Origin of the sequence: Trichococcus flocculiformis (assembly GCF_963662535.1) — a bacterium.
Lineage (GTDB): Bacteria > Bacillota > Bacilli > Lactobacillales > Aerococcaceae > Trichococcus > Trichococcus flocculiformis.
This window is the reverse complement of record NZ_OY759718.1, coordinates 2,760,247-2,772,210: the sequence shown is the minus strand read 5'-3', so window position 1 is coordinate 2,772,210 and position 11,964 is coordinate 2,760,247. Positions and strand designations below refer to the sequence as shown.

The window sequence follows — 11,964 nt, the reverse complement described above, 5'->3', positions numbered from 1 at the left end:
TGCTTGCGAAACTAGAGAACATTGAGGAGGAAAAATATGAACAATCAAAAAATACTCGTCGTTGATGACGATATCTCAATCCGGCGCCTTATTTGGAAGTCGTTGCAATCAACAGGCGTTCTTATTTACCAAAGTGATTCCATCGAAAAAACATTGGATATCATGACCCGTGTGACTTTTGATCTTTTTCTGTTGGATATCAGTCTGGAGTATGAGAACGACGGTTATCATCTGGCGCAACTGATCCGCGCTGACTACCCGTTGACCCCTATTATATTTATAAGCGGCAAAAAAAGCGAGACCGATATTATAAATGGTCTCGAAACGGGAGCGGACTATTATATTACGAAGCCTTTTTCGCCTAATCTTCTGCGGGCTCAAATCTTGAGTACGTTGCAAAGAATGAAGACCATCCAGTCGCAAAAAACAAATCCAACCAGCCGTGTCCTCAAAGTGGGCGATTTTACTTTCGACAAAAATTTGTATCAACTGCAGAAGAGGGGGCAGGATATCGCCCTGTCATCCAAAGAAATCCAGTTGATGCTGTTTTTCCTGGAAAATCCGAATCAAGTTTTTTCGAAGGAGCAGATTTATGCGAATGTCTGGAATGATGGGGAAATAGACAATAATCTGATCATGGTATACATCAGCTACTTGCGCAACAAAATCGAGGATGACTCAAAAAAGCCGCGTTATTTGAAGACCGTCTGGGGAATCGGCTACACATTCAGCCCGGACGGCGAATGAAATCAGAACAGATTCTCCAATTTTGCAAAGAAGATACCTAAGGATAAAAGATCGGCAGCTCCGCCTGGGCTCAAGTGTCTTTCTATCAATACCAGGTCATAGCTGTACAGCAACTCTTTCAGGTTTCCCTCGTGCGAATCTTGCAGGAGTTGTTTTGCTTCCAGTTTGACTGTCTGCCAGGCGCTGATGCCTCCGCGGTGGATGATATTGCCATCTTCGACTTGACTCATCAGCAGGAGCAGCGCCTTTAATAACAGCGTTTCAATGGGCTGACCTTTATTTGCTCTTAAAAAAGGCAAAATCAGTTCACTCAAGGCAGGGTAGCCGGCTTCGGCTTCGCCGCGGATGCCGGTGATACCATAGCTAAGGTATAATTTTTCTCCATAGGTCAAGGAGGTTTTGGCAGCGAGATCGGCAAAATCATCCGTAACCAAGCCGCGACTCATTTTTCTGGCATAGGAGAGCACTTCTTGTGTATCATTTTGTGTGAAAGGAGGCTGTAGACCACGACCGATGCATGCACCTGTTGCCCCCAAAAGTACAGCGAAAGAGAAGTTGGCCCCTTTGTGCGTGTTGATGTTTTTAGTGGCGGTCAGCATCGCTTTTTCAGCATGAACACCCATTGAGCGGACTTTATGAAATAACTCTTTTTCGGTCCCTACATGCTCCATGCCTAATTTTACGTATTGGTACAGGTAAGGGCTCAGGCTGACGATGCTGTCCATAAAAGTGAAGAAGTCCATGTCTGAGTGGGCACCGTTGTTGTTGCGATCGACCAGACCGGGTTTCGGAGTCAATGCAACTTCATAAAGGAGTGCTTTCTCGGCTTGTCCGGCAATTTCGATAAGCAACTCATTCATTGGTTTCAAAGTCAATTTTACGTTTCTCCATTTCTTTGACGATAAATTTCAGCGAGCGGTCCAAATGTTCATACGTTATGAGTTGGATCTGTAAGGCATCTTGCGTCTTCATACCACGATAAATCAACCAGTGCTCTGCTAATGCAAAGTCGCGTCGTTCTTTTGAACTGATCGAGATGTCCCTGAAGTACATCAAGTATTCCGAAAGCTTCAAAACGATGGATTTTAGTCGTTGCATCTGACTTTTATCGTATATGAATTCATTGAATTCCAAAAATTTCTGCTGCAATTCTTCTACTTTATCCTCTTTATTCAGCACTTCGCAATGTTCCAAATGCAGGCGCATCGCTTTGAAATCTTCGGCTGTCATCAGCTTCATGGCTGTTGTGGTAGCAAGGGTATCCAACGCTTTGCGGATATCGTAGATTTCGTACGCATCTTTGATGCTGATTCCTTTGACGACAACGCCGACTCCAGGGACGTGTTTCACTAAATCTTCTTCGGTCAATTTTTTCAGAGCGTAACGGATAGGTGTGCGGCTGATGTTCATGTTCTCGGAGAACTCTTTTTCATTGATGCGTTCTCCAGCTGGAATTTCACCCAAAATGACAGTTTTTCGGAAAGCCTCGTAAATCAGGTCTTTAAGCGGCATATTTTGGCTAAGGTCTAAATTTTTGCTGACTGCTTTGATTATAGTGCTCATCTTTTTCCCCTTCATCCTATTATTTTTTGGTTAACTATTGGTTAGTTCTAAATGAGAACGATTCCTTTTATACTAAAAAGCCGAGCAGAGTCGCCCGGCTTCCAGTCCTTATAAGGATTATACGTGTCTTTATTGCGGGATGTAAAGTGGCATTTGGCCGAACAATACGATTGTCACTAAGAAGATTACGAAAATTCCTAGTGCATATTTCGCAGATTCTTTCTGCCAAGCACCCATATCCAATCCAGTCAAACGAAGCAACAGGTAGATGAATGCTACCAATGGGCTCAACAAGTGGAACGCTTGACCCATCAGGGAAGCCAAAGCCATTTGCATGTTTGTGAATCCGTAAGAGCGACCAGCTTCCGCCAATACAGGCAAGACACCGAAGTAGAAGCCATCATTGGAGATGAAGAAAGTACCTGGTGCAGAGATAAGGGCGATGATGATTCCCCAGAAACCAGCCAATTGTTTAGGAATGATTGTTGCGAAGCTTTCTGCCAAGGCAGTAGCCATTCCGGAACCTTGGAACAAGCCCATGAATACGCCAGCTGCGAATACTAGGATAACTACTTGAACAGCGTCGCCGCCGTTTGCGCCGATACGGGAAGATTGGTCTTTAAGAGCAGGATAGTTGACCATCAAAGCGATACATGTACCAACCAAGAATAACATCAATGGTGGCATTGAGATAGCTTCGATAAATGATCCAGCAACCAACCAAGCGATCAGGCCGACTGTAAGGATGGCATTGAATACGAAGTTTTGCGGACGACGGATTTCTTGGGTTTCAGGGTCTGTAACAGTAGTCATTTCATCGATTTCTGCATCAGTCAATACTTTAACACCTAAGCGAGCGCGTTCTTTGCGGCCCATGTGCGGCGCAACCCAGAAAGTAACATACAGTAAAGCCAATACCATACCAGGAGCAAGGTAAGAAAGGATGCTTGCATCAACTTCCAGAACAGCCATTGCACGAGCAGTAGGACCGCCCCATGGAAGCAAGTTCATGATTGTGTTTTGCAGGATTACCAAAACAGCAAGGTTCATCAAGTTCATATTCAGTTTCTTATAGATAGGAATAAAAGCTGAACAGCAGATCAATGTTGTTGTAGTACCATCACCGTTTAAAGATACAGTTGCTGCAACGACTGCAGTTGCCATCAATACCTTCATCGGATCGCCTTTAGCGAAGTGAATCATTTTTTTAGTGATAGGGTCGAATAGACCAGTATCCAACATGATAGAGAAGTAAAGAATAGCAAACAATAACATGATACCTGTTTTAGAAGTTGTCGTTACACCCTCCAAAACAAATTCACCGATATTTCCAGAGGTAACACCCGTTGCCATAGCGATGAGCGTAAAAACAAGCGGGATGATAACTAAAGCGGTAAACGGTGACAATTTCTTTTTCATGATTACGAACATGAAGATCGCGATCATTGCATAAGATAAAACTGTAAGTAACATTTTTTTCTCCTTCCGACTATAAAAAAGTTTTTTTGAGAGGGCCCGATCACTTCGGTATTCATGCTATCAAGTGAACCTATTCACATTTTTTCTAATTTAAAAATCCCAAATATGATAGGGCTGGCTCTCTAAGAGCAATAATAGTTACTTTGCAAGTCAATTGAAAGCCGTTACTTTGAAAAAACACGAAAAACACACCTTATTTGAAGCGCTTTCTTAAATGCGACTTAACCAAATATTAAAAAAGTCTTAAACGGGTGAAAACGTTGATTTGGCAACGTTTTGGGTGTTTTAAGGTTTTTGAGAACATAAAAAAAACAATAATAAAGGCGTAATGGTCTGTTTTTAATGAGAGAAATTTCTATAATGGGATTAAATCCATAGAAAGGACGTGAGAAAATGTTTTTTTTCAAAGGTTTCTTTGGGAAGAAGGACACAATAGTACCAGTGCCAGTACAATCAGCAACTGTCTCTGCAAATGCACCCGTGAATGATCTGATAGAAATTCCAGCTTTTGTACCCACTGATCCGAATGAATATGAATTAGTAAGTGTCATCGCGACAGCAATCGCTGCAGGAGATCATCCTAAATCGCAGTTTGTGGTAAAGAATATTATGAAGCGTAATCCCGAGGCTCATCTTGTTTCGCTGATTTCCGCAAGCATTGCGGCAGGCACCATGCCTGAAAGTAAATTTGTCGTAAAAAAAATAAGTCAGGTTAAATAATAAGGAGGAATTATAAATGTTAAGAAAATTCAAGATTGCAATCGATGGTAAAGAATACTTAGTGGAAATGGAAGAAATCGGTGGCGTACAACAGCCCGTTCAAGCACCAGTTGCAGCAGCACCGGCAGCACCAGCACCAGCAGCGGCACCTGCAGAACAAGCAGCACCTGCACCAGTTGCAGCGCCAGTTTCAGCAGCTTCAGGAGACGCAATGACAGCACCGATGCCAGGAACAATCCTGAAAGTGTTAGTGAACATCGGCGATGAAGTAAAAGAAAACCAACCATTGATGATCCTTGAAGCAATGAAGATGGAAAATGAAGTTGTCGCAAACCATGCTGGTAAAGTAGCTGGCATCCATGTAAACCAAGGTCAAGTCGTAAATGCCGGCGATGCATTAATCACCATCGCATAATTTTTTATTAGGAGGAAGTGAATAAATGGAAACACTATTAGCAGGAATTACATCCATTACGATGGGCCAAATCGCAATGATGCTTATCGGGGCTGTCCTGATATATTTAGGAATCAAAAAAGAGTATGAACCTACATTACTTGTGCCTATGGGACTGGGTACCATCTTGGTCAACTTCCCAGGGACAGGTGTTCTGACCCAAATGGTCAACGGATCTGAATCAGAGGGTGTTTTGGATGTTCTCTTCAAAGCCGGTATCAGCACGGAGCTGTTCCCATTGCTTATCTTCATCGGTATCGGAGCCATGATCGATTTTGGACCGCTATTGCAAAACCCATTCATGTTATTGTTTGGTGCAGCCGCTCAATTCGGTATCTTCTTTACAATCGTAGTCGCTATCTTCTTCGGATTCGACATCAAAGAAGCTGCTTCAATCGGTATCATCGGTGCCGCTGATGGCCCGACAGCCATCTTCGTATCCAACCAATTGTCGCCTAATCTTCTGGGACCGATCACAGTTGCCGCTTATTCTTACATGGCGCTTGTTCCGATCATCCAACCGATCGCGATCAAAGCTGTCACAACCAAAGCAGAACGTCGCATCCGCATGACTTATAAAGCGGAAGGCGTATCCAAAATGACAAAAATTCTTTTCCCGATCATCATTACGATCGTTGCCGGTTTTATCGCACCAATTTCTCTTCCATTGGTAGGTTTCCTGATGTTCGGTAACTTGTTGCGCGAATGTGGCGTGTTGGACAGACTTTCATTGACTGCCCAAAACGAATTGGTCAACATCATCAGTATCCTGTTGGGACTTACGATTTCCGTCAAAATGCAGGCTGATCTGTTCTTGAATCTGCAAACATTGATGATCATCGCTTTCGGTTTGGTTGCCTTCATCATGGATACAGTCGGCGGCGTATTGTTCGCAAAATTGCTGAACTTGTTCAGAACCGAAAAAATCAATCCGATGATCGGTGGTGCCGGTATTTCCGCATTCCCAATGTCAAGCCGTGTTATCCAAAAAATGGCTACTGACGAAGATCCTCAAAACTTTATTTTGATGTATGCTGTCGGTGCGAACGTATCCGGACAAATTGCATCTGTTATCGCTGGTGGTTTAGTACTTGCCTTCTTTAGCTAAGAAGGTTCATTGAGAGGAGATATAATTATGGTTTTTGATCCAGAAGCTTTAAAAATTGCATTTGAATTGATGATTTTCGGTATGGGCGGCATCTTCCTGGTGCTATTCCTTTTGTATGTTGTATCGATTGTGTTGATCAAACGTTTTCCAGCCTAAAAATAAAACAAAGAAGGCTCACCTATGTACGAACTAAAAAGAATCTGGATAAAGCGTGTTCCAGCGGACAAAAAAGCTTGGGAAGATCTATTGGTCTTAGGCGGACTGGTCCCGGACGAGCAAGTCGACTACACAGTAGGTCTCTATGACCGAAACAAATTAGTCGCTACCGGATCGACTTATCAAAACATCATCAAACTAGTCGCTGTCGATCCTGAGTATCAAAGCGAAAATTTATTGACAAAAATCGTGATGGCTCTATCTTCCAAGCTTCACGATGAGGGCATTATCCACTTCTTTTTGTATACGAAGCCCTGCGTGGCGGTTTCCTTTGCATCTCTTGGTTTCAAAGAAATCATCCGCACAGACACGATTCTCTTTATGGAGCAAGGTTCTCCCGATTTTTCGGATTACTTGGCCTTGCTTGAGAGCCGCAAAAAGGATGCCGATCATGCGGGAGCCATCGTAATGAATGCTAATCCATTCACCAAAGGTCATTTGTACTTAGTCGAAACGGCTGCTGCGCAAGTTGATGTTCTCTATCTTTTTGTCCTCTCTGATGATCGCTCCGAATTTTCGACGGAAGAGCGATCAAAGCTTGTAGAGGCGGGCACACAGCACCTTCCGAATGTGGTTATCCTCCCGACAAGGGATTATCAAGTGTCATCCGCTACTTTCCCATCCTACTTTCTGAAGGATCAGGCGGTAGAAAGCATAGCCCGCGTACAGGCTGTGCTGGATGCAACCTTGTTCAAGGAGAGGATCGCGCCTGCTCTCCAAATCAAAACGCGCTTTGTAGGGGAAGAACCATTATCCCCCGTTACAGAGGTATATAACGAGAGTATGCGTGAGATTTTTTCTGATACGCTTGCCCTTAAAGTCGTTCCCCGGATCGAACTGGATGGGCAGGTCATCAGTGCTACACGTGTACGAAAAGCATTGAAAGAAGATGATTTTCAAACAATTAAAAAACTTGTACCACCAACAACTTATATTTATTTGGCAGAAAATTATGGAAAAGACAAATTTAGAGGTGAAAAAAGTGGAAATTAAAAAATATGCAGTAGCTGGAACGACTGAATCAAGTGACATCATGATCGTCGTAGAACCTAGCGATAACAATGAAGTTGCAGTGACACTGAATTCAAGCGTTGAAAAACAATATGGCGATCGTATCGAGGAAGTCATCATCGCAACACTTAAAAATCTTGGCATCACAAGCGCGAAAGTATCCGCTGTCGATAAAGGTGCTTTGGATTGCACGATTGAAGCACGAACAGTAACGGCCATTCACCGTGCTGCTGAAAAAGACGACTACAACTGGAAGGAGATGGACACATGGAACGTTTAAGAAGAACTATGATGTTTGTCCCTGGCGCAAATGCTGCAATGCTTAGGGATGCACCCCTATATGGTGCTGATTCGATCATGTTTGACCTGGAGGATGCTGTTTCTCTGAAAGAAAAAGATTCAGCCCGTACATTGGTGCATTTCGCATTGAGAACATTTGATTACAGCAAATCAGAAACAGTCGTACGTATCAACAGCTTGGATACAGTCGGAAAATTGGACATCGAAGCGATGGTTTTGGCAGGCGTGGATGTTATCCGTCTTCCAAAAACGGAAACAGCGCAAGACATCGTGGATGTAGATGAAGCGATCACTGAAGTCGAAACAAAATACGGCATCGAAATCGGCAGAACAAAAATGATGGCTGCCATCGAATCGGCTGAAGGCGTACTGAACGCCCGGGAAATCGCTAAAGCGTCCACTCGCTTGATCGGTATTGCTTTAGGTGCGGAAGATTACGTAACCAATATGAAAACAAAACGCTACCCTGACGGTCAGGAATTGTTCTTCGCAAGAAGTTATATTCTCCATTCAGCCCGTGCAGCCGGCATTGCAGCAATCGATACGGTCTACTCTGACGTTGAGAATGTGGGCGGATTCGCCCGTGAAGTTGAGCTTGTCAAACAGCTTGGTTTCGACGGAAAATCCGTCATCAATCCACGCCAAATTCCGATCGTCAACCATATCTATGCACCAACAGAACAAGAAATTCAACATGCTAAAGAAGTTATTTGGGCTATCAGAGAAGCTGAAGAAAAAGGTTCAGGCGTCATTTCCTTGAAGGGTAAGATGGTCGATAAACCGATCGTTGAACGTGCTGAACGTGTGATTGCTTTGGCTAAAGCCGCAAAACTTATTAGCGAGGAGGATATTTAATCATGACTGTCAATAAAGTTGGTAAAGATATACCTGAAATGTATGCTGCGCAATACGGTGTTTTCGATGGAGAATTAGCGAACATCAAAGATTACCAAGAATCCACCCGTAAAATCCATCCGGTGAAACCGCGCGACAAAAAATTGCTTGGGAGCCTTCGCGAAGCAATCGAAAAAACTGGCTTGAAAGACGGCATGACGATTTCTTTCCATCATCATTTCCGTGAGGGCGACTTCGTCATCAACATGGTAATGGATGAAATCGCCAAAATGGGCTTCAAAAACCTGACGATTGCACCAAGTTCGATCGCCAACATCCACGAACCGTTGATCGGACACATCAAAAAAGGCGTTGTCACAAACATCACATCAAGTGGTTTGCGTGACAAAGTCGGTGCTGCCATCTCTGAAGGCATTCTGGACAACCCTGTTGTCATCCGTTCCCATGGCGGCCGCGCAAGAGCGATTGTACGCGGAGATATCCATATTGACGTCGCTTTCCTTGGCGCGCCAAGTTCCGATGAATACGGCAATGTGAACGGCTCCCACGGTAGAACAGCTTGCGGATCATTGGGATACGCAATGGTGGATGCGAAGTATGCGGATCAAGTAGTCGTCATCACTGACTCATTGATGCCTTACCCGAACACGCCGATCAGCATCCCTCAAACGGATGTGGATTATGTGGTTGTAGTTGATGCGATCGGTGACCCTGAAGGAATCGCTAAGGGAGCAACCCGCTTCACGAAAAACCCTAAAGAGCTTTTGATTGCAGAATATGCAGCAAAAGTGATCACGAATTCGCCATACTACAAACAAGGTTTCTCTTTCCAAACTGGTACTGGTGGTGCTTCATTGGCTGTATCCCGTTTCCTGAAGGAAGCCATGGTTGAGGACGGCATCACAGCGAGCTTCGCTTTGGGCGGCATCACGAACGCAATGGTCGAATTGCTTGAAGAAGGCCTTGTCGAAAAAATCATTGACGTTCAGGATTTCGACCACCCATCCGCTATCTCATTAGGCAAAAATGCCAACCACTATGAAATCGATGCAGAAATGTACGCCTCTCCATTAAGCAAAGGTTCTGTCATCAACCAATTGGATACAGCTATCTTATCCGCTTTGGAAATTGATACTGATTTCAACGTGAACGTTATCACTGGTTCCGACGGCATCATCCGTGGCGCTTCCGGCGGTCACTCCGATACAAGTGCTGCCTGCAAGATGAGCCTGGTCATCTCCCCGCTGATCCGTGGACGTATCCCTACAATCGTTGATACGGTCAATACGGTTGTCACACCGGGTTCAAGCGTCGATGTAGTCGTTACCGAATTAGGTATCGCCATCAACCCTGCCAGAGAAGACCTGATCAAACACTTCAAGACATTGGATGTGCCTCAATTCACGATCGGTCAACTGAAGGACATCGCGTATTCCATCGTTGGATCTCCTGATCCGATCGAATACGGCGACAAAGTCGTTGCCTTGATCGAATACCGTGATGGCACGATAATCGATGTGGTAAAAAATGTCTAAACAAACCCTTTTTACCGAAGGAGAACGCGTTAATTTAGAAGAAATGTTGGCGGTGCGTGAAAAACGTGTCGCCATCCAAAGGGAACTATTGAGCAGCCAGAAAGATGACAGCCTCATGATGGCGCTCATGAATATTCCGGGTCCGATAAAAAACAATAAGCAGTTGGAAGCTGTCTTTACTGCGGTTCTGGAACGCATAGAGGAAGTGCTCGGCAATGATCTGCCGCAAGCTTCGCTTTACCGGAATCTGAAGACAGGTGCGGAATATTACATCCTTTCGCCATTGACGCCTGCGCAACTGAAGGAAAAAATGGTGATGATTGAAGAAACGCATCCTTTCGGCCGATTGTTTGACCTGGATGTTCTTTGGATGGAAGGCAATGATCTGAAGAGCATCAGCCGGACTGAGTTAGGACTGAATACAAGACGCTGCTTCATCTGCAATCGTGATGCAAAAGATTGCGGACGCAGTCGTCGTCACACCATTGAAGAGATGCAAGATGCCATTTCTAAAATAATACAAGAAGGAAGTGACCAATTACATGACTAAAGAAATCCGTTTTATGGAAACCGTCTTGCGTGATGGTCAACAAAGTTTGATTGCAACACGTATGCCACTATCAGATATGTTGCCGATCATCAAAACCATGGATGAAGCCGGCTACCACTCCATCGAAATGTGGGGAGGGGCTACCTTTGATTCTTGTATCCGTTATTTGAACGAGGATCCTTGGGAACGTCTGCGTACGATCCGTAAAGAAGTCAAAAATGCTAAACTGCAGATGCTTTTGCGTGGCCAAAACTTATTGGGATACAAACACTATTCCGATGATGTCGTCAGCGCATTCGTCGAAAAATCGATCCAAAACGGAATCGATGTTGTGCGTGTCTTCGATGCATTGAATGATCTGCGCAACCTGAAGACAGCCATCGATATCACCAAAAAGGCTGGCGGACATTGCCAAACTGCCATCTCTTATACAACCAGCGAATTCCACACGGTCGACTATTTCGTCGGTTTGACGAAGGAAATGGCTAAAATGGGCGCAGATTCCATCTGCATCAAGGACATGGCCGGCGTTTTGACGCCAGCCGACGCTTTCGAATTGGTAAGCAAAATCAAAGCAGCCGTTGATTTGCCTTTGGAAGTCCACACACACGCGACAAGCGGCATTGCTGAAATGACCTACCTGAAGGCTGTTGAAGCCGGTGCCGATATCATCGACACAGCCATTTCCCCATTTGCTGGCGGCACAAGCCAACCAGCTACGGAATCCGTCGCAATCGCGTTGGAAGGTCTGGGTTACAACACGGGTCTTGATAGGAACAAACTTGCAGAAATCGCCGATCACTTTGCACCGATCCGGGATCGTTTCCGCAACGATGGCATCCTGAACCCTAAAGTGAAGGACGTCGAGCCGAAAACATTGCTGTATCAAGTACCAGGCGGTATGCTTTCCAACTTGTTGAGCCAACTGACTGAACAAGGCCTGCAGGACAAATACGACGCTGTATTGGCAGAAGTTCCAAAAGTGCGTGCGGACTTAGGCTATCCTCCATTGGTTACACCGTTATCGCAAATGGTCGGTACGCAAGCCTTGATGAACGTCATCTCAGGCGAGCGCTACAAACTTGTGCCTAACGAAATCAAGGAATATGTAAGAGGTCAATACGGCAAACCGCCAGTAGCGATTTCTGCAGAAATCACGAAAAAAATCATCGGCAACGAAGGCATCACAACTGTGAGACCTGCCGATCTGATCTTGCCGCAAATGCCTAAATTTGAAAAAGAGATCAGCCAATACGCTAAATCCACGGAAGACGTCTTGATGTACGCTTTGTTCCCGCAACAAGCAAAAGACTTTCTTGGACGCAGAGAAGACAGATTCTACGATGTTCCATTACAGACAATCGAAGTTTCCATCGACGTAATCTAAATAGTTGAAATGCAAAAAGCTCCAAGCCTACCTTATCGG

General features: G+C 44.6%; 14 protein-coding genes. 11 read left to right on the top strand and 3 right to left on the bottom strand.

The window, feature by feature from the left end; genetic code table 11:
* Positions 1–36: 36 nt before the first annotated feature.
* Positions 37–747 carry a response regulator transcription factor gene (locus ACKPCD_RS13195; protein ID WP_086942129.1) on the top strand — a complete coding sequence of 237 codons (711 nt, stop codon included), beginning with the start codon at positions 37–39 and terminating at the stop codon, positions 745–747.
* A gap of 2 nt (positions 748–749) precedes the next feature.
* On the opposite strand, the gene citG is transcribed toward ACKPCD_RS13195, so the two are convergent.
* The 3 genes from citG to ACKPCD_RS13180 form a co-directional block, all read right to left on the bottom strand.
* The gene (gene citG / locus ACKPCD_RS13190; protein ID WP_321433471.1) at positions 750–1,622 is read right to left on the bottom strand and encodes a triphosphoribosyl-dephospho-CoA synthase CitG; all 873 of its coding nucleotides are present in this window, start codon (positions 1,620–1,622) and stop codon (positions 750–752) included.
* Positions 1,600–2,310: a GntR family transcriptional regulator gene (locus ACKPCD_RS13185; RefSeq protein WP_321433470.1), complete on the bottom strand. Its 711-nt coding sequence runs from the start codon at positions 2,308–2,310 to the stop codon at positions 1,600–1,602. Before ACKPCD_RS13185 ends, citG begins: the two co-directional genes overlap by 23 nt.
* A gap of 129 nt (positions 2,311–2,439) precedes the next feature.
* Positions 2,440–3,783, bottom strand: coding sequence for a CitMHS family transporter (locus ACKPCD_RS13180; protein WP_086988844.1), 1,344 nt, complete (start codon positions 3,781–3,783; stop codon positions 2,440–2,442).
* 399 nt (positions 3,784–4,182) lie between these two features.
* Between ACKPCD_RS13180 and ACKPCD_RS13175 the strand changes: the two genes are divergently transcribed.
* Genes ACKPCD_RS13175 through ACKPCD_RS13130 form a run of 10 tightly spaced genes read left to right on the top strand, consistent with a single transcriptional unit; the run spans position 4,183 to position 11,925 of the window.
* Complete coding sequence (locus ACKPCD_RS13175; RefSeq protein ID WP_093234146.1) at positions 4,183–4,509, top strand: hypothetical protein; 327 nt, start codon at positions 4,183–4,185, stop codon at positions 4,507–4,509.
* A gap of 16 nt (positions 4,510–4,525) precedes the next feature.
* A complete protein-coding gene (locus ACKPCD_RS13170; RefSeq protein ID WP_321433469.1) occupies positions 4,526–4,924 on the top strand; it encodes an acetyl-CoA carboxylase biotin carboxyl carrier protein subunit in 399 nt (132 codons plus the stop codon).
* A gap of 25 nt (positions 4,925–4,949) precedes the next feature.
* On the top strand, positions 4,950–6,071 hold the full coding sequence (locus ACKPCD_RS13165) for a sodium ion-translocating decarboxylase subunit beta (RefSeq protein ID WP_321433468.1): 1,122 nt from the start codon (positions 4,950–4,952) through the stop codon (positions 6,069–6,071).
* 27 nt (positions 6,072–6,098) lie between these two features.
* Positions 6,099–6,227, top strand: coding sequence for an OadG-related small transporter subunit (locus ACKPCD_RS13160; RefSeq protein WP_086626833.1), 129 nt, complete (start codon positions 6,099–6,101; stop codon positions 6,225–6,227).
* 24 nt (positions 6,228–6,251) lie between these two features.
* Positions 6,252–7,280 (top strand): [citrate (pro-3S)-lyase] ligase, encoded by a 1,029-nt coding sequence (gene citC, locus ACKPCD_RS13155; protein ID WP_321433467.1) that lies wholly within the window; start codon positions 6,252–6,254, stop codon positions 7,278–7,280.
* Positions 7,270–7,578: a citrate lyase acyl carrier protein gene (gene citD / locus ACKPCD_RS13150; protein WP_086942136.1), complete on the top strand. Its 309-nt coding sequence runs from the start codon at positions 7,270–7,272 to the stop codon at positions 7,576–7,578. The genes citC and citD overlap by 11 nt, the downstream gene beginning before the upstream one ends.
* Positions 7,566–8,453: a citrate (pro-3S)-lyase subunit beta gene (gene citE, locus ACKPCD_RS13145; protein WP_321433466.1), complete on the top strand. Its 888-nt coding sequence runs from the start codon at positions 7,566–7,568 to the stop codon at positions 8,451–8,453. Before citD ends, citE begins: the two co-directional genes overlap by 13 nt.
* Before the next feature lie 2 nt (positions 8,454–8,455).
* Positions 8,456–9,988: a citrate lyase subunit alpha gene (citF, locus tag ACKPCD_RS13140; protein ID WP_321433465.1), complete on the top strand. Its 1,533-nt coding sequence runs from the start codon at positions 8,456–8,458 to the stop codon at positions 9,986–9,988.
* Positions 9,981–10,538, top strand: coding sequence for a citrate lyase holo-[acyl-carrier protein] synthase (gene citX, locus ACKPCD_RS13135; protein WP_321433464.1), 558 nt, complete (start codon positions 9,981–9,983; stop codon positions 10,536–10,538). The genes citF and citX overlap by 8 nt, the downstream gene beginning before the upstream one ends.
* Positions 10,531–11,925: an oxaloacetate decarboxylase subunit alpha gene (locus tag ACKPCD_RS13130; protein WP_321433463.1), complete on the top strand. Its 1,395-nt coding sequence runs from the start codon at positions 10,531–10,533 to the stop codon at positions 11,923–11,925. The genes citX and ACKPCD_RS13130 overlap by 8 nt, the downstream gene beginning before the upstream one ends.
* Positions 11,926–11,964 lie beyond the last annotated feature (39 nt).